The 19,100-nt window shown below is 68.8% G+C and carries 18 protein-coding genes and 2 pseudogenes; 7 read left to right on the forward strand and 13 right to left on the reverse strand.

What is annotated here, in order from left to right:
- Positions 1–177 precede the first annotated feature (177 nt).
- The 8 genes from lepB to EL266_RS11375 all read right to left on the reverse strand — a co-directional run bounded on the left by lepB (position 178) and on the right by EL266_RS11375 (position 8,432).
- The gene (lepB, locus tag EL266_RS11340) at positions 178–969 is read right to left on the reverse strand and encodes a signal peptidase I (RefSeq protein WP_051281033.1); all 792 of its coding nucleotides are present in this window, start codon (positions 967–969) and stop codon (positions 178–180) included.
- On the reverse strand, positions 966–2,420 hold the full coding sequence (gene trmD, locus EL266_RS11345) for a tRNA (guanosine(37)-N1)-methyltransferase TrmD (RefSeq protein WP_034514753.1): 1,455 nt from the start codon (positions 2,418–2,420) through the stop codon (positions 966–968). The genes lepB and trmD overlap by 4 nt, the downstream gene beginning before the upstream one ends.
- Positions 2,417–2,971, reverse strand: coding sequence for a ribosome maturation factor RimM (gene rimM, locus EL266_RS11350; RefSeq protein WP_026426585.1), 555 nt, complete (start codon positions 2,969–2,971; stop codon positions 2,417–2,419). The genes trmD and rimM overlap by 4 nt, the downstream gene beginning before the upstream one ends.
- 172 nt (positions 2,972–3,143) lie before the next feature.
- Entirely contained in the window at positions 3,144–4,022 is an 879-nt protein-coding gene (locus EL266_RS11355; RefSeq protein WP_126412344.1) for a hypothetical protein, read from the reverse strand.
- Positions 4,006–5,661 carry an N-6 DNA methylase gene (locus EL266_RS11360; protein ID WP_026426584.1) on the reverse strand — a complete coding sequence of 552 codons (1,656 nt, stop codon included), beginning with the start codon at positions 5,659–5,661 and terminating at the stop codon, positions 4,006–4,008. The genes EL266_RS11355 and EL266_RS11360 overlap by 17 nt, the downstream gene beginning before the upstream one ends.
- Positions 5,662–5,870: 209 nt before the next feature.
- Positions 5,871–6,107 (reverse strand): RNA-binding protein, encoded by a 237-nt coding sequence (locus EL266_RS11365; protein ID WP_026426583.1) that lies wholly within the window; start codon positions 6,105–6,107, stop codon positions 5,871–5,873.
- Positions 6,108–6,109: 2 nt separating this feature from the next.
- The gene (gene rpsP, locus EL266_RS11370) at positions 6,110–6,592 is read right to left on the reverse strand and encodes a 30S ribosomal protein S16 (protein ID WP_026426582.1); all 483 of its coding nucleotides are present in this window, start codon (positions 6,590–6,592) and stop codon (positions 6,110–6,112) included.
- Positions 6,593–6,878: 286 nt separating this feature from the next.
- Complete coding sequence (locus EL266_RS11375; RefSeq protein WP_084500578.1) at positions 6,879–8,432, reverse strand: alanine/glycine:cation symporter family protein; 1,554 nt, start codon at positions 8,430–8,432, stop codon at positions 6,879–6,881.
- Between the two features lie 177 nt (positions 8,433–8,609).
- Here EL266_RS11375 and EL266_RS11380 point away from each other — a divergent pair, with 177 nt between their 5' ends.
- The 4 genes and pseudogenes from EL266_RS11380 to EL266_RS11395 all read left to right on the forward strand — a co-directional run.
- Positions 8,610–9,620, forward strand: coding sequence for an ABC transporter ATP-binding protein (locus tag EL266_RS11380; protein WP_051281032.1), 1,011 nt, complete (start codon positions 8,610–8,612; stop codon positions 9,618–9,620).
- 51 nt (positions 9,621–9,671) lie between these two features.
- Positions 9,672–10,529, forward strand: coding sequence for a hypothetical protein (locus tag EL266_RS11385; RefSeq protein ID WP_026426580.1), 858 nt, complete (start codon positions 9,672–9,674; stop codon positions 10,527–10,529).
- Positions 10,529–11,719, forward strand: a complete 1,191-nt coding sequence (locus EL266_RS11390) for a sensor histidine kinase (protein WP_084500576.1) — start codon at positions 10,529–10,531, stop codon at positions 11,717–11,719. The genes EL266_RS11385 and EL266_RS11390 overlap by 1 nt, the downstream gene beginning before the upstream one ends.
- 23 nt (positions 11,720–11,742) lie before the next feature.
- Positions 11,743–12,132: pseudogene (locus EL266_RS11395) on the forward strand (response regulator); the annotation flags it as partial.
- On the opposite strand, the gene EL266_RS11400 reads toward EL266_RS11395, so the two are convergent.
- Entirely contained in the window at positions 12,132–13,136 is a 1,005-nt protein-coding gene (locus EL266_RS11400; protein ID WP_126412346.1) for an IS481 family transposase, read from the reverse strand. The pseudogene EL266_RS11395 and the gene EL266_RS11400 sit on opposite strands and share 1 nt — an antisense overlap.
- A 104-nt stretch (positions 13,137–13,240) precedes the next feature.
- Between EL266_RS11400 and EL266_RS11405 the strand changes: the two are divergent.
- A pseudogene (locus EL266_RS11405) lies at positions 13,241–13,453 on the forward strand (response regulator transcription factor); the annotation flags it as partial.
- A 24-nt stretch (positions 13,454–13,477) separates the two neighbouring features.
- Here EL266_RS11405 and EL266_RS11410 read toward each other — a convergent pair.
- Entirely contained in the window at positions 13,478–14,506 is a 1,029-nt protein-coding gene (locus EL266_RS11410) for an alpha/beta hydrolase family protein (protein WP_197719245.1), read from the reverse strand.
- A gap of 73 nt (positions 14,507–14,579) precedes the next feature.
- On the opposite strand from EL266_RS11410, the gene EL266_RS11415 reads away from it, so the two are divergent.
- A complete protein-coding gene (locus EL266_RS11415; protein WP_034515640.1) occupies positions 14,580–15,419 on the forward strand; it encodes a PaaX family transcriptional regulator in 840 nt (279 codons plus the stop codon).
- A gap of 317 nt (positions 15,420–15,736) precedes the next feature.
- On the opposite strand, the gene EL266_RS11420 is transcribed toward EL266_RS11415, so the two are convergent.
- Together EL266_RS11420 and EL266_RS11425 are read right to left on the reverse strand one after the other, a co-directional pair.
- Entirely contained in the window at positions 15,737–16,315 is a 579-nt protein-coding gene (locus tag EL266_RS11420; RefSeq protein WP_026427928.1) for a DUF4276 family protein, read from the reverse strand.
- Complete coding sequence (locus EL266_RS11425; RefSeq protein WP_034515642.1) at positions 16,312–17,499, reverse strand: AAA family ATPase; 1,188 nt, start codon at positions 17,497–17,499, stop codon at positions 16,312–16,314. The genes EL266_RS11420 and EL266_RS11425 overlap by 4 nt, the downstream gene beginning before the upstream one ends.
- A 211-nt stretch (positions 17,500–17,710) precedes the next feature.
- On the opposite strand from EL266_RS11425, the gene EL266_RS11430 reads away from it, so the two are divergent.
- A complete protein-coding gene (locus EL266_RS11430; RefSeq protein ID WP_034515660.1) occupies positions 17,711–17,962 on the forward strand; it encodes a FitA-like ribbon-helix-helix domain-containing protein in 252 nt (83 codons plus the stop codon).
- 88 nt (positions 17,963–18,050) lie between these two features.
- Here EL266_RS11430 and EL266_RS11435 read toward each other — a convergent pair whose 3' ends face one another.
- Entirely contained in the window at positions 18,051–19,070 is a 1,020-nt protein-coding gene (locus EL266_RS11435; protein ID WP_051281427.1) for an amidohydrolase family protein, read from the reverse strand.
- Between the last annotated feature and the right edge of the window lie 30 nt (positions 19,071–19,100).

The following is a 19,100-nucleotide window of genomic DNA, read 5'->3' on the forward strand; positions in this document are numbered from 1 at the left end:
GTTCAGGCGGCGCCCCACAGGCCTCATGGCCTGCGGGCTTGCGCCGGATTCACTGCGCCCGGGGTCTCCTGGAGCGCCGCCTCCCCAGTGGCGGGGACGGCGCGGAGCCCAAGGGCCCGCTCAGTGTGCCACAGCCCGGGCCCCACCTGCGAGGATGGTGGGGAGACGTGCCCGAGTTCACGCGGCCGGCAGCGGATGCCCGGGTCTGGATGCCGTGCCGCGCTGCGCCGGGGCCGAGCGGGCCTCGGCCAGGGCCTCGCGCCCCTGGGACAGGGAGGACCAGTGCCCCACCGGCCACACCACGGCCTTGGCCACGCCCACCACGTTGCTCAGGGGGACGAATCCGCCATTGGGGTCCCCGCGGTGGTAGCGGGAGTCGGCGGAGTTGGAGCGGTTGTCCCCCATCACCCAGACATGCCCCTCGGGCACGACGACGTCGAAGGCCACATCCGAGGCCGAGCGCCCCGGCTTGAGATAGGGCTCATTGATCTCCACCCCGTTGACGGTCAGCGACCCCCGACCATCGGCCACCACATGATCCCCGGGCATGCCGATCACCCGCTTGATGAGATGGTGCCCGGCGTGCTCGGGCAGGATGTGGATGGCCTCCAGAACATCCTGGGTCAGGCCCCACACCCCCGTGGGCTCGGCGGTGTCGAGCCAGCCGCCGGGGTCGACGAAGACCACGACGTCGCCGCGGTGGATGTCCTGGGTGTTGAACATGGGCACGGCCACCCGGTCCCCCTCGGTCAGGGTGTCCTGCATGGAGCCGGAGGGGATGATGAAGGTCTGCAGCACGAAGGTGCGCACCAGCGCGATGAGGACCACGACCACCAGGACGTAGAGGCAGGTCACCCCCCAGCGGCTCAGGCGTGCGCGCAGGGGGCTGATGACTGCCTGAGCAGTGGCCCCATCGGCCTCCTCGGCCTGGGGCGCCTGGGGCTCCGGGTCGGTGGTGGGCTCGCTCATGCCGTCTCCCCTGCGGTGCTGCGGTTGATGGTGCGGGTCATGACAACGTCGTGGCAGATCACTGCTCCCACGCCATAGCTGCGCTCCCCCGCCAAGGCGAACCCGGCCCGCCGGTAGGCCTTCTGGGCGCGCTTGTTGCGCGTGGAGGTGCCCAGCCACACCAGGTCGACTCCGTGCTCACCGGCCAGGCGGAGACTGTGGCCCACCAGGGCGGCGGCCAGGCCCGAGCCGCGCATGGCGGGGTCGGTGTAGACCTTGGACAGCTCGGCGATCACCTGGCCGGGCGCGGCCTGGACGCACTCGGGCCTGGCGTCCAGGCCGATGGGCGGCTCTCCGGCCTCGTCAAGGACCTCAAGGATGAGGGTGCTGTAGCCCAGGACAGGGCCCTGCTCCTCGGCGCCCCCGGGCGCCTGGAGGGCGCGGGCGACCAGGAGCGGGACGCGCTCATCGGCCAGCCAGGCGGCGAATCGCTGCGGGGTCAGATTCGCGGCGATGTGCTCGGCGATCTGCTCGGCGGGAATGTACTCGGGACAGGCGTCGGGGAAGGTGCGGGCCGCCAGGTCGGCGATCGACTCGAGGTCGCCGACCCGGGCCGGGCGGATGACCACCGGCTGGGGGCTGGCCGCTCCGGCGGGCACCACCCACCCCTGGGCGGCCAGGGCAGCGCGGTCCGCGGAGTCCAGGGATGCCGGGTCCAGGCGGGATATGAGGTCGGGGCGGCGCTGGGCGGTGCGGGCGATGGCCTGGTCGCGGCGCAGCCGCCGGATGCGGCCATGATCGCCGCTGAGCAGGGCGGGGTCGGGCTCAAGGCCCCGCCAGCTGACCGGGCGGGTGTGGACGGGGTACTCCAGGAGGCCGGAGGCGCCGTGGGACTCCTCGACCACGGAGTCGGGGTTGCCCAGCACTCCGGGCAGGAGGCGGGCCACGGCCTCGATGATGACCAGGGCGGCGGCCTCGCCCCCGTTGAGGACGTAGTCGCCGATGCTCAGCTCGCGCACCTCCACTCCGCGGGAGGCGTAGTGCTCGGCCACGCGCGCATCGATCCCCTCATAGCGGCCGCAGGCCATCACCAGGTGCTCGCGGGTGGCCAGGTCCTCGGCGATGCGCTGGGTGAGGACCTCGCCGGAGGGGGTGGGGATGATGAGGACCGGGGCACCGCCCTGGCTCGGCCCACCGCCCTGGCCGCCCTGGTCGGCCTCGTGGTCCGGGCGGGCCGGCGGGGGCGCGGACAGCAGCTCATCGAGGGCCTCGCCCCACACGTCGGGCTTCATGACCATGCCGGCGCCCCCGCCGATGGGGGTGTCATCGACGGTGCGGTGACGGTCGTGGGTCCACTTCCGCAGGTCGTGGATCCCGATCTCGAGGGGGCCGCCGGTGGTGGCCCGTCCGATGAGGGACAGCTCCAGGGCCCGCAGGTAGTCGGGGAAGATCGTGACGACGTCGATCCTCACTGCTCCTCCTCGGGATGCTCGTCGGCCTCGGCGTCATCGGCGGCGTCGGGGAACAGGCCCCCGGGCGGGTCGATGGTCACGGTGGAGGATTCCGGGTCGATATCGGGGACCAGCTGCTCGACGAAGGGCACGGCCACCCGCTGGCCCCCGCCGGTGAGCACGACGAGCCTGTCCTGGGCGATGCCGGGCTCCAGATCGATGACCTCGCCGAGCTCGGCACCGGCGACGTCGCGGGCGCGCATGCCCACCAGCTGGTGGCGGTACCAGGCGTCCTCATCCTCCTGGGGCTCCTCGGCATCGGTCTCCACCAAGAGGGCGACGCCGCGCAGGGCCTCGGCGGCGGTGCGGTCCCCCGCCTCCTGGAAGGAGGCGAACCAGCGGGTCCCGTCGTGGCGCAGGCGCTGGACCGTCAGCGGGCCGGCCGAGGCCGGCTCGGTGGGCAGGACGGTCCCGGGGGCCAGGCGGCCCTCGGGATCGTCCGTGCGGATCTCGAGGCGGACCTCCCCCTTGAGGGCGTGGGCGGGGCCGATGACGGCGACGGTGAGCAGCACCTGGTCTCCTGGTCGGGTCGGGTCGGGTCTGCCCTCCAACTTACCGCGCCGGTCGCACTGGGCCCGCCTGGGAGCATGTGAGGTATCCGGGCCGGCTCGCACGCAGGGTCTGACGGGGCTCGCATCACGACACCGGTCCCACTGCGCCGCGCCCGCCTGCGACGGGCCCAGCTCACTCAGTCAGCGCGATCCAGCCATGGCGTCGGTCTCTCGCCGCACGATGCGCCGTAGCGGGCGCGGCTTCAAGAATCGTCTCGATCATCCGCTCCATGAACTGAGGGGCGTCAAGATCGGAGGGGATCGGATCAGGAAGGATCGACACTGCGCCCGATGGAGCGACGTCGTACATGAGGAGGCATGTGGCGGTGTAGCCGTTGCCGTCTCCGCGATCACGAAGTTTGCGCATCATGTCGATCGCGCGCTCCAACTGACTGGGTTCGGTCTCAATCGTCGAGGACAGGACGAATGCGAACCCGACGGCGGCTAGGGGGTACCTCGCGCGCAGGTTGCCAGCATCCCCGTAAGCCTCCTCAAAGCGATTGGGGAGGTTCTTGCCGAAGGAGGAGCTCTGCGACTTGGTGGACAGCAGAAGCTCAGGCCCTGTAGCCCAGGAGGACATGATGACGTCGACCTGCTTCGTGTACGCCCTACCCAGGATGCTCGCTTCCTGGGGCGCCACGGCGCGCAGTTTGAGGAGCCTAGACACCAGGTCATCCCTCAGATCGGCGGGGACGCGCTCGAGGAGCGCCTTGATATCGGTAGGCAGCACTCGTGGATCGCTCGCCCGCGGCCACACCAAATCCGGATCGAAGCCAGCGCGGCGAAACTCATGAGCGAACCAGGCGTCGAGACCCTTGCCGAGCAGACCCGTCTGAGTGGAGGCCCCTTCGCTGACGGGGATCGTCAGGATCTTCTCCAAAAGCCCGAGATCCGGGCAGTAGGAACGTTCGCCCTCGCCATCATGACGCCAGGGCGACTCGCAGGAAGCCTCACGAATGAGGGTATCGTAGCGAGCGATGCCATGTGGACGGTTCTCAGTGTGACGGGACACCCCTTACTCCTTTCCCACGAGCCGCGCGTCGCGCCGCCAGGTAGCGACGGGTCTGACGAATCTCCTTCATCGCAGGCGCCCCGATCCACGACTCGATGCCGAGCGCCTCATCGACAACACCGCGAGCCGACTCTGCATCACCGTGATCGATCAACTCAAGGATCTGGGGCAGCGCGCGCTCAAGCGGTCTCGCCGCATGACGCACGGCCTCCAATGTGGGCACCGGTAGATCGCGGGCCTCACGGGGCTCGAGCTTCAGCAGGCCGCCCCCGTATGCCCTCCCGATGAACTCCGCACCGAGTGCGGTGACTGAGTTGTGTGCGGCCAGGGCCAGGAGCACTGGCGGAATGCCTTCCGCATCCGACGATAGGACGAGACCATGCACCGAGTTCAGATGCGCTGATCTTGCCTCGTTGGCGCATAGCGCGACACTGTCGGCGTTCATATAGGTGATGAGCAGATCGGCGATGGGTGGCCTCGGAACGCGCCACCACGGGGACCTGACACGGCACTTGTAGGCCTCGCAGACACCGGCGAGCTCTCCCGCTCGAATGTAGGCGGCTCCGGCTGGAGAAGGACGCTCGGGTGGGGAGAACAGGAAAGTCTGCGCACCGGCCTGTCCCAATGCATCCAGATCCGCCTCCTTCAGACTGAACCGGCGCAGATGCCGTGAGCCTGGAGGGCTCAGAGCAATGACATCCGCTTCGGTGAGTCCGAGCTCAGCGACTCGCTGCGGGCTCAGGGCGAAGAACTTGTTCGCCCCAGTGACCGCCCCAAGGGTGAGGCGACCCCAGGATGCAAGCCGCGCGAAACCGCGCGAGTCGAGGGTCTCCTGGTAGGCGGAGCAATCCACCAGTGCCGGGGTCCACTTGCCTCCAGGCACGGGTGGTGTCCATGTGCTCACCGTGCGGGAGGTGGCCAGATCATCCAGGTTCTCGACTTGCATGACCTCGAAGGACTCCGAGCCCGAGCCTCCCGGGGCGTAGCCGTCGGCAAGGAGGAGCACCACCTCCTCCTGAACATCAGGGAACACCCTCGAGGCGAACAGAACGAGACGGACCCGGGTGAAACTCCGCAGCAGGTAGGAGCGCACCTCGGATGCGTAGTTGACGCTGAGAAGTTCGGCGGGCAGGACAAGCCCGAGCCTGCCTCCGGCCACAAGGTGTGTGGCGGCGACGACTGTGAAGGCCGCCCATGATGATGCCAGCGCGGTCAGCCGCACGCCCGCACTGAGCGCCGCCTCAGCACCCTTGACGCGGGAACGTCCGGTGAAGCCGTGGTAACGGACATAAGGAGGATTGCCGATGACCGCGTCAACGGCGGCCTGGCGGTAGTCGAAGAAGTCACCGACTGACAGCGCCGCCTCGAAGCCCTGGGCGCGCAAGGCATCAGCGGCGCGATCCACAGATGCATGATGGAGGTCGACACCATTGAGCTGGCCAGCGGAGGGGACTCCTCCGAGCTCTGCGAGACGGCGCGCAGCCGCCGTCAAGAATACAGCCTCACCGCAGGAGGGCTCTAGGACGGAGTCACTGTCGCGCCGGATCGCCCACCCGGCGATGAACTCCGCCACGCTCGGAGGGGTGAAGAAGGCCCCGCGTTCCTTTCGGGACTCACGAGAATCGACGTAGGTCTGCATAGTGCTAGTCTGCCCGCCTGCTCTGACACGAATGATCGAACCTGGACCGGGAGCCTAGTCGCAGGAGCCGACCCCCATGCTCCGACACAACGACAGGGCCTCCCGCCGGTCACTGCCGCGGACGGCGGGAGACGCAACGCGCCGTCGCCCGGTCCTCCCGGGATGGGAGGCCGGGCGACGGCGGTGAGCTGACGTCGCGCGCCGGCTGCTCAGCGGCGATCGGTGTCGACGACGTCGACGCGCACGGGCGAGTCGGCCAGCGCGCCCATGACGGTGCGCAATGACCGCGCCGTGCGCCCCGAGCGGCCGATGACGCGGCCGAGGTCCTCAGGGTTGACCCGCACCTCCAGCAGGTCGCCGCGACGCAGCGAGCGGGAGGTGACGGTGACGTCGTCGGGATGGTCGACGATGCCCCGCACAAGATGCTCCAGGGCGTCGGCCAGCATGCTCAGGCCTCCTCGGCCGGGGTCGCGTCCTCAGCGGACTCCTCCTGGGGGGCCTCGGCCTCGGCTGCGGCGGCGGCCTCAGCGGCCTCCTTGTCAGCCTTCTCCTTGGCCTGGGCGGCGGCCGCCTTGCGCTTCTCGGCATCCTCGGCAGCCGCCTTGACGGCGGCCTCCTTGGCGAGCGAGGAGGCGTCGGCGTCCTTGACCTTCAGGGTGCCCTCGGCACCCGGCAGGCCCTTGAAGGCCTGGTAATCGCCGGTGATCTTCAGCAGCTTGAAGACGGCGTCGGTGGGCTGGGCGCCCACGCCGAGCCAGTACTGGGCCCGCTCGGAATCGATGCGGATGAGCGAGGGCTCCTGCATCGGGTCGTACAGACCAATCTCCTCGATGACACGGCCGTCGCGCTTCTTACGGGAGTCGAGGACGACGACCCGGTAGAAGGGGGCGAACTTCTTGCCCATGCGCTTGAGGCGAATCTTGACTGCCACTTGGTTGAACTCCTGGTTCTGGATGGTTTGGCCCGCGCCGCTCCCCGGTGGGGTCAAGCAACGGTGTCCGGCGTGAGCCGAGACGCGACCGGGGCCGGGAGAGGGGCCGACGTCCGGTCGAGTACAGCCGGTTATTCTGCCAGAGGCGCACCGTGAGCGGCCAGCGGCGATCGGATCGGCCGCCGCTCAACCGATGCGAGATCGCCCACAGACCATGAGGTCCCGCCCCGGTCGGCGACGGCGCTCCGGCGCGGGCCGGGCTGGGGACCCGCCGTCCGCCTGCGCCTCAGGCCTCCTCGCGAAGGGTCGCCACGCGGGCTGCGGCCTTGTCCGCCGTCCAGATATCGCCCTCAAGGACTCCGGGGAGCTCGGCCCGCTCGGCGATGAAGGCCGGCTCCTCCACGCCGTCGGCGCGCTGGCGGTCGTAGTCGCGCAGAACGGCGAAGACCCACCGGCTCAGCCAGACAACGGCCACGAGGTTGAGGATGGTCATGAGCGCCAGGGCGATATCGGCCATGGTCCAGGCCAGGTCGAGGGCGACGATGGCGCCAAGGCCCGTGGCCGCCGTCATCGCCAGGCGCAGGACCACACCGGCTCCGCGCCCCCCGCCCAGGTAGCTGAGGTTGATCTCGGCGAAGTTCGAGTAGCCCAGCACCGAGGAGTAGGCGAATGTGGCCACGACGAAGGTCATGAACCACACCACCCAGCCGCCGGGAAGGGCGTCGGCGAGTGCCTGCTGGACCAGGGTGGTCTCGGCCCACTCGGGCTGAACCCCCGGGGTGTAGATGGACGGCGAGGCCAGCAGGACTGTCAGGCCCGTGGCGGTGCAGATGATGATCGTGTCGATGAAGACCCCGAGGGACTGGATGAGGCCCTGGACCACGGGGTGAGCGACGTCGGCGGTGGCCGCGCCGTTGGGCGAGGACCCCTGCCCGGCCTCATTGGAGAACAGGCCGCGCTTGGTGCCGTTGAGGAAGGTGGCGAACAGGCCACCGCCCACGCCGGCCAGGCCGGGCCTGAGCCCGAAGGCGCCGGCGAAGATGTCAGCGAAGACGCCGGGGATCCGCGGCAGGGAGACCAGGACGACCACGGCCACAACGATGAGGTAGGCCAGGGCCATGATCGGCACCAGCCATTCGGTCACCTTGGCCACGAAGCGCATGCCCGCCAGGAGGATCGGCGCGGTCACGAGCATGAGGACGATCGCCGTGACCGTGGTCGACACCTCGTGGGACGAGCCGAGCGTGGCCGCGATGGTGTTGGACTGGACCATGGGGAAGACGAGCCCGTAGGAGAAGATGAGCATCGCGGCGAAGACGATGCCCATGGCCCGCCCCAGGCCGCCATGGCCGGCGATGGCCAGGCCCCGCTGCATGTAGTAGGCGGGGCCGCCGCGGAAGATCCCATCGGCGTTGCGGACCTTGAAGACCTGGGCGAGGGTGGACTCGGCGAAGGACGTCGCCATGCCCAGCAGCGCAACCACCCACATCCAGAACAGGGCGCCGGGGCCGCCCATGGTCACGGCCAGCGCCACGCCGGCGATGTTGCCGGTGCCCACCCGTCCGCCCAGGCCGATGACGAAGGCCTGGAAGCTCGACAGGGATCCGCGCTGATGACGCGAGTGCAGGACCAGGCGAGCACTGCGGCCCAAGAGCCTGAACTGGACCCCATGGGTCCCGATGGTCAGGAGAAGGCCTGCTCCCAGCAGGATCCACACGAGGATCTTGCCCGAGACGAAGCCCTCGAAAGCGGCCAGAGACTCCGTCAGGCGCTCGGTCAGGGACGCATCGGAGGCGGCGGCGATCGCCGCTGGGAGCGCGATGGGCGTGGCGATGGGCATGAGGGGGATCCCGTCTGTCCGGTTCCATGGTGAACGTCGTGAGACTAGCCGAGACCCTGGCGCACCACGCTGCGGCGTCCGTTCCTTGGCGGGCCGGCGCTGGCGATGACATGTGTCATTCCCAGACGGTGACAGGGCTCAGTGCCGCATATCGTCCCACACGCGCAGCCTGGTGCCATGAGCACAACAGCACTGGCACCCAGCAGCGCCGCAGGCCCCATCCCCGCAGCAGGCCCGGCCATCGAGGCCACCGGCCTGGTCAAGAGCTTCGGCGCGTTGCGCGCGGTGGACGGCATCGACCTGCGCGTGGACCCCGGAGAGATCGTGGCCTTCCTGGGGCCCAATGGCGCGGGGAAATCCACCACCCTTGACATCGTCCTCGGCTTCTCCTCCCCCGACGCCGGCACCGCCTGGGTCTTCGGGCGCAGCCCCGGCCAGGCCGCCAGCGAGCTGCGCACCGGGGCGATCCTCCAGGAGGGAGGGCTCCTGCCCGACTACACGGTAGGCCAGACGCTCCAGGTGGTCGCCGCCATGAGGGGGGGCCGCCATGACATCCCCTCCGTCCTGGACCTGGCCGGGATCACCCCGGTCCTGGGGCGCAAGGTCGCCAAATGCTCCGGCGGCGAGCGACAGCGCCTGCGCCTGGCCCTGGCGCTGCTGGGCAATCCCGACCTCATGGTGCTCGACGAGCCCACGGCCGGCATGGACGTCACGGCACGCCGCTCCTTCTGGGCGGCGATCCGCGAGCGCACCGCCGGGGACAAGGCGGTCCTCTTCGCCACCCACTACCTGCAGGAGGCCGCGGACTTCGCGGACCGGATCGTCATCATCAGCCGCGGGCGCATCGTCGCCTCGGGCTCCGTGGACGAGGTCCGCGCCCTGGGCCAGGGCACGATCATCACCGCCACCTGGCCGGGCCTGGCAGGTGCCGCAGAGCTGGAGGCGGAGCTGGCGCCGGTGCGCGGCACGCTGGCGGACGTGGCGGTCCACGGCGAGCACGTGGAGATCCGCACCACCGCACCCGACGACGTCGCCCGCCTGCTGCTGACCCGCACCCCCGCCCACCACCTGGGGATCACGGCACTGAGCCTGGACGACGTGTTCGCAGAGCTCGTCAAGGACGGCGAGGACGTCGAAGACGTCAAGGGCACCGGGGACGTCACCGGCACCGCTCGGCGGACCGACTGAGCCGTCCTGGCCCCAGCACACAGACCACCCACGACCCTTCTGGAGACCATCATGACCACCGCCGGCACCACGACGACCACCAGGACCACCGGGTCCCACTCCCCCTCCCCGACCGCCAGGGGCGCCGGGGCCGCAAGACGCCCCGAGCGCCCCAGTCTCATCCCCTACCTTCTCACCGAGCTGCGCACAACGGTGCTCAGGGCGGACACGATCATCTTCATCATCGTCATGCCCCTGGGCATGTACCTCCTCTTCGGTGCGATGACCTCCTACGGCGACATCGACGCCGGGCGGGGGAACGTGTCCGGCGTCGTCATGGTCAACATGGCGGCTTTCAGCGCCGCCATGGCGGCCACGACCGTGGCCGGCAGCAGCGCCGTCGAGCTGGCCGGCGGCTGGGGGCGCCAGATGGGTCTGACTCCCGGTGGGATGCGCTCCTACTACCTGGTCAAGTCCGCCTCGGCGGTCCTGCTGTCACTGGTGCCCACCACCGTGCTCTTCATCGCCGGGGCCCTCACAGGGGCGCGCTGCGACAACCCGCTCATCTGGGCGAGCTCCTTCCTGGGCTGCCTGCTGCCGACCGTCCCCTTCGCTCTGTACGGCCTGGCCATCGGCATGTGGTTCCCCTCCCAGGGGGCGGTGGGCACGGCGGCGGCCTCGGTGACGGTGTGGGCCTTCCTGGCCAATATCTTCATGCCGATCTCCGGGACGCTGCTCACCATCGCCCACTACACCCCGCTCTACGGTGCGGCGACCCTGGCGCAGCGCCCCATCATGGAGGACCTCATCAACACCGCCACGGGCCCCGTCCACGAGAGCCCCTGGCTCCAGGTCGCTAACCTCGCAGCGTGGACACTCCTCCTCGCCGCCATCTGCCTGGTCTCCCGCCGCCGGGGGACGAGCCGGTGATGAGCGCCTCTCCCGCCCAGGCGGCCCTGCCTGCGAGCTGGTCGGACTGGCGCCGGACCTGGCCCGGCACGGCCGGCTGGCTCGGCGTCGATGTGCAGTCCTCGATCTGGGTCGGCTTCCTCATCCCGGCGATCGCCTTCCTCCTGCGCTCCCCGGCCCCGGCGTGGGCGAAGGCCCTGGGGACCGTGGGGATGACGGCCTTCGGGGTCATCTACGTCATCGAGATCAGCCTCATCGCCAAGCGCGTGGACTTCACCCGCGTGCCGACCCAGTCCACGCTGCGCCAGGAGATGACCCCTGCGCTGCGACCACTTGTCCTGCTGGCTATCTGCGCGGGAACGGCGATCATCGCGATCACCTGGTACTTCCCCCTGTTTCTGCCCTATTTCTGCGCAGTCCTCCTGTTCACCATGAGGCTGCGCACCGGCCTGATGGCCTGCGCGTGCCTGTGCGTGACCAGCCTGCTCATCGCCCTGCCCGCCACCGCGCTCGACCCCCAGTTCCTGTACTTCACGCTGGGATGCCTTCTCTCCTCGGGCTTCGTGGTCATCTCCCGCTTCTACGCCGAGCAGGAGGAGCAGCGCGCCCACCGGGCCCGGGAGCAGGCAGCGATGGCGGAGCGCGAGGAGATCAGTCGGGATGTGCATGACCTGCTCGGGCACTCCCTGACGGTGCTCACCCTCAAGGCTGAGGTGGCCCAGAGGCTCCTGCGGCAGGACCCGCAGGCCGCCGAGCGGGAGCTGGCCGAGGTCATCGAGCTCTCGCGGGCCGCCCTGGCGGATGTGCGGGCCACTGTGACCCGGCTGCGCACACCGGACCTGGCCAGCCAGGTCGAGTCCTCCCGAACGGCCTTCGCCGCCGCTCAGATCGACGCGGAGATCTCCGGTGCCGCTGGGGATGTCCCCCTGGGCCAGCGCGAGCTGATCTCCTGGGCGCTGCGGGAGGCCACGACGAATATTCTGCGGCACGCCGCGGCCACGCGCGTGCGGGTGGCCATCGCTGCGGGCCGCCTTCACGTGGTTGACAATGGTCGTGGCCTGGCGGGGGCGCCTGCCGGCAATGGGCTGCGGGGCCTGCGCCGGCGCGTGGAGGCGGCCGGCGGCCGACTGCGGGTGGTCAGTCCTGCGCCGTCGGGCCCCGGCATGGGCGGGCAGGAGGGCCCGGGCACGGAGATGGAGGTTGTGCTGTGAGCGCGAAGAGCACTGGAGGCGGTGTGATCCGCCTGCTCATCGCCGATGACCAGGCGCTGGTGCGCGGGGCCCTGGCCACGCTGCTGGGGCTGGAGGCCGACCTGGAGGTGGTGGCGCAGGTGGGCACCGGCAGTGCGGTGGTGCCTGCTGCCCGCGAGCAGCGCGCCGATGTGGCGCTGCTGGATATCGACATGCCCGACGGCGATGGCCTGGCGGCCGCTGCGGCCCTGACCGCCTCGGGACTGGGGTGCCGCAGCCTCATCGTCACGACCTTCGGGCGCCCGGGGTATCTGTCCCGGGCGCTGGAGGCGGGGGCGAGCGGATTCCTGGTCAAGGACACCCCGCCCGAGCAGCTGGCCGACGCCATCCGCCGCATCCATGGCGGGCTGCGGGTCATCGACCCGACCCTGGCCTAGGTGTACTTCCCCGTGAGGTTGTGTACGCGTTGTGATGGGGTTTGGCCTCCGATGCCGGTGTGGGGTCGGTGGTGATTGTAGTGGTGGAGCCAGTCGTTGTAGGCGGCGGCTCGCTCGGCCTCGTTGGTGTAGGGCCTGGCGTAGGCCCACTCGGTGGCCAGGGTGCGGTTGAAGCGCTCGACCTTGCCGTTGGTCTGGGGGCGGTAGGGGCGGGTGTAGCGGTGCTTGATCCCGGTGTCCTGGAGCAGTTGGTTGAATGCTGCGGAGCGGTAGCAGGCACCGTTATCGGTCATCACGGCGCTGACACCCACCCCCAGGTCCGCGAAGAACGCGCTGGCGCGCCTCCAGAAGGCGGTTACGGTCTCCTTGCGCTCATCGTCGAGGATCTCGGAATACGCCACCCGGGAGTAGTCGTCCACGGCGTGGTGGAGGTAGCGGTAGCCGCGTGAGGGGCTGGCGCCCTTCCTGGCGGCGCGGTCGCGGGCCCGGCCTGAGGATTTGTCGGCCGCCGAGCCGCGCCCGTGGGCTCTCCACCCGCCTCCTTGTGGGATGCGGCCGAGCTTCTTGATGTCGAGATGCACCAGCTGCCCGGGGCGCTTCTTCTCGTAGCGCGCCGGCGCCGGGCGGCGAACAGGCAGCCCGGTGGCCTGGTCGATGTGGGCCAGTAGGGGCATGCGGTAGCGCGACAGGACCCGCCCGACTGTGGAGCGGTGCAGATTCAGGTGATAGGCGATCCTGTGCGGTCCCCAGCGGCGCGTGAATCTCATAGCGATGATCCGCCGCTCGGTCTTGGAGGGCAGGCGCCCCGGCGAGGTGGAGGGTCGACTGGAGCGGTCGATCAGCGCCTCGCCGGCCCGGTAGCGATCGGCCCATCGCTTGACGGTGGCCGGGCTGACCTGTAGGCGCTCAGCGACTCGCCGCAGCGGCCAGCCCTCCTCGACGACCAGAACAGCGAGACGTCGACGCCCCTCAGGCGTCAAAGGCGAGTTAGCGTGGACCATGAGGGCCTCCGGTTCAGTGATGCGAGCATTGACAACCCACATCCTGCCGGAGGCCCTCACTCACCACCCACCCCGTTCACAACCTCCCAAGGAAGTACACCTAGGAGTCGGTGCTGTTGGGCCCCAATCCGCTGACCGACCGGGAGAAGGACGTGCTGCGCCTGGCGGCCCGGGGCGACGACGCCCATGGGATCGCGGCGAGCCTGCACCTGGGCGAGGGGACGGTGCGCAACTACCTGTCCAGTGCGATCGCCAAGACCCACGCCCGCAATCGCACCGAGGCCGCCCGCACCGCCGAGCGCAACGGGTGGCTGTAGCGCCGGTCGGGTGAGCCGGCGATGTCACGGCAGGGCCTCGAGGTAGTCGCGGTAGGCGGCCAGGGAGTTGTCGGCCATGAGCGCACGGGGCCACAGAACAGCGATGACGAGTCCGAGGAGCTCTGAGTCCTCCACGGCCGGGCGAGCCATCGTGTGGGCCGCATCGAAGTACTGGACCGTCGCCTTGGCCCCGAGAATGCTCGTGTAGGTGGCGGCTGTCTCCGAGACGTCGACATGTCGATCGTGCGTGCTCAGCATGAGGAGAACAGGCACCTGTTCGCCGCCCATCGCCACGAGGTCATCGGTGGCATCGGATGCGTAGTTCCGGATCGCAAAACGCCAGCGATCCTCGGTCAGCGGCTCAGGGTCGCAGGTGGTCGCCCGGTAGGTGTTGTAATCCGCCTTCTGCTTGAGGAGGCGGCGAGTCTGCTCGCTGCATCGGATCGCCTCATCGCGCTCGGCCTGGCCCGCGCTGTTGTGGTCGAGCTCGGCCAGGAGGTGGTAGCGCCCCTGGCGCAGCCAGTTGATGGCGGGGTTGAGAGCAATCACCGCAGCGATGTCATCGCGTGAGGCCGCCACCTTGGGGAGCACCCAACCGGCCTGGCTGGCACCCCACAGCACGATGCGCTCGGTCGGGATGGAGGCTCGCCCACGGGCCCAGTCGATCACCGCGGAGACTTCCGCCGCTCGATCCTCCATGCTCTGGTCGAGCCAGTTCCCGTCCGAACCGGCGATGCCGGGCTTGCTCCAGGACAGAGTCGCATACCCGGCATCGGCGGCCACCTCGAACCAGGGGAAGTAGAGCCCGTCGTTGTCCGCATCGATGGGCCCGTCGCCATGGATGATGACGACGAGACCACGGGGCGGCGTGCCAGTCGGCATGGTGAGCACAGCCTCGAGGCTCTCATCCCCGACGAGTACCTGGAGGTGCTGCAGACGGAACCGGAAGTCATTGCCAATCAGCGCCACACCGGCCAGGACAGCGACGATGACGCATACGCATACCGCGATGTGGAGCAGGCGCCGACGCCACCTACCTCTCGCTCTCCTCACGTTCGTAGACTACATGATAGATTAGTGGTGTGCTGCTCGTTGCCTGCAGACGCACACGGAAGGGGACCAGGGCATGGCCACTGATTCATCCTCGATCTCGCCGCGCACGATCGTCGAGGCTTTCCTGCCCGCGGACGGCGCGGTTGGGCTGGGGGTCATCTATGACACCGCCAACGCCATGGGCATCGACGACCAGCCACTGCGCCTGTGCCTGCGGCGCATGGTGTCCGCCGGGCAGATCGAGCAGACGGGTCGGGGGCGCAAGGGCTCGGTCGCGCTCACCGACGCCGGCCGGGACCGACTGCGTCGGGACCGCCTCGCTCTGCGCTTGGCCTTCGCACAGGATGAGGGCCTCGTCCCGTGGGATGGGAGCTGGCGGCTGGTGGCAGTCAGCGCACCGGAGGCCGAGCGATCGATGCGCGACGCCACCCGTCGAATCCTCGTTGACGCCGGTGCGGTCTCGATCTCGACGGGCCTGTTCATCAGCCCGCACGACCTGACCGACCTTCTCGACACCGAGCAGCAAAGGCGGATCGTGCCGATCACCGCATCGGACATCAGCATCGGGGGCACGAGTGACCCTCGCGAGCTGGCGGCCATGCTGTGGCCGCCGGAGCCTCTCCTGGCAGGCTACGAAGACCTTGACCGGGTGCTCTCCAGCCCACCGGCCATAGACCTGGCGGACGCCGGGGCGATCCTTCGGGCTCAACTCATCCTCGCCGATGCGATCGAACGGGCACTACGACCAGACCCCCTTGTGCCCCTCGAGCTCCGAGAAGCCGATTGGAAACCCACTCGTCTGCGCCGCGAGTGGCGCAGACGCTGGGACGACCTGACCAACAGACTCCCCGACCGCCTTCTCTACCGGGATTGGCTCCCCTCCAACCACAGCGACCCGCCACGAATCACGTGAGACGCTCCTCGCACGCCGAGAGGCTCACATGCCTCGCGCCGCGCATGACCGAGCGAGCCCGCAACACCGACCGCCACGGGTGGCTGTAGCGCCAGGCAGGAGAATCGAATACGCCTTGGCTGAGGACGATCATCATGGGAGGCTGTAGGCGCTAACATCCATGGCGTCCATTGCACCGATGGCATCGGCACCGTGCGAAGCCTCGCCGTCCCTACCGAGAGGCCTCATGGCACCGGCTGGTGCGAGGAATCAAACGTCGTTACTCAGATCTCCTCCCGGTAGGCGTCCGGGGCCCGGGGCCAGCGCGAGACCTGGTATCAGGCGGCTGTGAGCGAGGCCAGGAACTGCTCGCGGAAGCGCGCGAAAGAGGGTGAGCGTCGTGCAGTGGCATCAAGATCGAGTCTCGAGGAGAACGCGACCTGGTGCCGCGTCTCGGCGTAGTTCTCGATCATCTGCTCTTGGAGCGCTTCTTTGGCTCCTCGCTTCGCCTCGGGATCCTTGGGGTACGCGGCATCGTCCTTGACAGCTCGGTGATCGCGAAGGGATTCGATCCCAGCCAGGAACCAGGCCTCGTACTCGCGGACAGCGACAGCGACCACGGCCTCCTGCCCCTCCAGCGCCTCCCGCGTGGCCTTCACACACTGCTGCGGATCATCGTCGTCCGAGTCGTAGAGAACGACAACTACGCCAATCCCTCCCCGCTGATTGATATTCGCCCACTGCATCCTCACAGCATCCCGAACCTTGGTGGAGCGCATATGGTCACGCCCCAGTCGAAAAGGCTCGGCCACCTGAGAATCGAAGATACCCGCCTCGTTTGTGATTCGGCGCAGCAACTCGGGGAGCGCCTTGACCTCACCATGACCCTCGACAACGGAGGCAACGATCCTGGTCATGACTGAGTGTCCGGTGCGGGCTGGAGCTGGTCGGATCGCAGGAGCTCGCCGGCACTGAAGAGGGACTCCTCCAGAGCGAGCCTTCCACCCGCATCGAGAGACCCTATGCGTGTGCCACTGGTGTCGGCCCGGACGGCGAAGATCTCGGAGGGCCCCAGATCCCCGGCATCGAGCAGATCGCCGCTGTGCGTGGTGACGAGGACCTGCCGCATGGTGGAGGCCTCGCGGATGGCGTCGAAGAGCACCCCTGCGGCGGCAGGGTGCAGGGCGGTCTCGGGCTCTTCAACGATCACCGGGCCGAAGGTGCCGTCGCCACTGGGCGCGAAGAGAGCTGTGAGGATGCCCAGCGCACGGAGCGTGCCGTCGCTCATCACCCCAGCGAGAAGTGAGAATGTCCCATCAGACCCCCTCGCCTCTTGTTCAAAATCTAGCGCATAGAATCCACTCACCTCCCTTGGACTGACCTGCCGAACACCAGGAACGATGAGTCGCACATACTCGTCGATTAGTTCTTTCCTATCCGGCATGCTCTCTTCAACCCGATGCAGGACAGCGGCAAGATTACGCGCATCAATCTGAAGCTCACCACTCACCTTATGACGGTCGACCCGACGAATCGAGTCAGGATACGGGGAACTGAGAACTGTGGAAATAAGAGCCCTGCGAACCGCAGCGAACGCCTCATACCCAGCCAGGGCTCCCAAGATAAGAGAAGCATCCTCGATGGCGGGAACTGGGACAGTCGTACCCTCCACCTCGACCGCGCCTGCGGAGGAGTCAAAATGAGCACGGATCATACCGCCCGCATCACGCACGACACAGGTCTCTGATCGCACCTTCAAGACAGGCCCGATGGTGGGCGTGATGGTGAAGGATATCGAATACTCGCATGCACGGCCATCCGGAAGCCCGTCGATATCAACGCCAATGGTGACGCGTGGAGCATCCAATTTTTCTGAGAGCCGCAGGGCGATCTGATCCGCTCCTCGCATGTCAGTCGCTTCACGCAGATTCGTTGTCAGCGCGTCCTTGAGGAAGACGAGCGCGTCGAGGATGTTCGACTTCCCAGCACCGTTGGGCCCGACAAGCACCGCCAAGTCCCCCAGCGCCAGGTCGCAGGAGCCGACGCTGCGGTAGTTCGCCAGCCGAAGGCGCCGGACACGGGCGCCTGGAGTCGTCGTCATGGCCTCATCCTATCGGGCCTCACAGGCCGTCCGCCGGAGTCGCCCGCGAGCCAACGCGACCTGGCACAGCACTGGATCCCAGCGCGCCCAGCGCTGACAGCGGCGCACTGTCAGTCCTGCTGCCGTGGGGCCAAGGCAGGAGGACGCCGACGCCATCATCGAGATCCCGCCGCTCATTCCCTCACTCCAGGAGTGCATGCAGAATACATGCATGGTTGCACTGCAGATCCGCAATGTCCCCGACGATGTCCGCGATGCTCTTGCCGAACGGGCGAGGGCGCGTGGGGAGTCCCTCCAGGCCTATCTTCTGGACGTGGTGACCCGGGAGGCCAGGTGTCATCGCAACGTTGAGCTCCTTGAGAGGATCTCAAAGCGCTTCGAGGGGGGCTCACAGCAGTCGTCCCCCAACTCTGCGGACATCCTTGAGAGCATCGATCGCGCGCGCCGATTGTGTCCACGGTGAACAACTTTAGCCGCCTCCGGCCAGGCACTCTCCACGAGAAACATGCTCTGACCTGCGTATTTGTCATTGCGGCGGGAGGCGGAGAATCTTAAAGTTGTTCACCGTGGACAAAAGCGTCCAGCAGGGCGGTGAGGTCCTCGGCGGGATCGCGGGGGTAGATGACGGGCGCACTGACCTCACCACTGCCATCACCCTCCGGCTCGAGGAACTCGCGGGCGCTGGAGGTGGCCAGGCGCAGGATCTCGGCGTCCGGCAGGCCGGCCCGGCGCCAGGCCAGCAGCTCATGCGGGAGCAGGTCGTGGGGCAGTGAGCCCCCGGCATCCGAGCCGGGCAGCAGCCGCACCCCGGCGGCATGCATCGCGGCGACCTGCTCGTCATGAGCCGCATGCAGGGCGGTGACCGTGGCCGCGTAGACGGGGTACCTCTTCGCCTGGTGGGCGAAGGCCGGGAAGTTGTCTACCTGCAGGAGGGTCGGGGTCACGGCGATGCCTCGGGCCGCGATCTCGGCGATCTCCTCCGGACCGGCGCCCGTGGCATGCTCCAGGCAGTCCACGCCGGCCTCGATGAGCGGGCCCAGGGCCGCCCGGCTGAAGGTGTGTGCCGTGACCCGCGCGCCGTTCTCATGCGCGGCGGCCACAGCATCAACCAGGACCTCGGCCGGCCACAGCGGCGCGATATCGGCCTCGGCCCCGGCGGAGCGGTCGATCCAGTCGGCGACGATCTTGACCCATCCATCCCCGGCCCGCGCCTGGCGCGCCACCTCCTTGGGCAGGTCCCCGGGCGAGTCCAGCTCCAGGGCGAAGCCGGGCAGGTAGCGCCTGGGGCGGGCCAGATGCCGACCGGAGCGGATGATGCGCGGCAGGATCGCGGGCTCCGCGCCGTCAGCGCGCTCAGCGCTGAGCGCCTCATCGATCCGCGCGTCGATCCAGTGCGTATCCGTCGGCGCCCCGCAGTCGCGGATGAGGCCGATCCCCGCCCGGGCTGCGGCTCTGACCTGGGCCATCGCCGTCGCGCGGTCAACACCTCCACCGGGCCCCAGCCCGATATGGCAGTGCGCGTCGACCAGCCCGCCGGGGATGACGAAGCCGTCCCCGGCTGGCACCGTCACGCCCTGAGCGGGCCCGGTAGCCCTCACGTC

The sequence above is a fragment of the Actinomyces slackii genome (assembly GCF_900637295.1).
Classification (GTDB): domain Bacteria; phylum Actinomycetota; class Actinomycetes; order Actinomycetales; family Actinomycetaceae; genus Actinomyces; species Actinomyces slackii.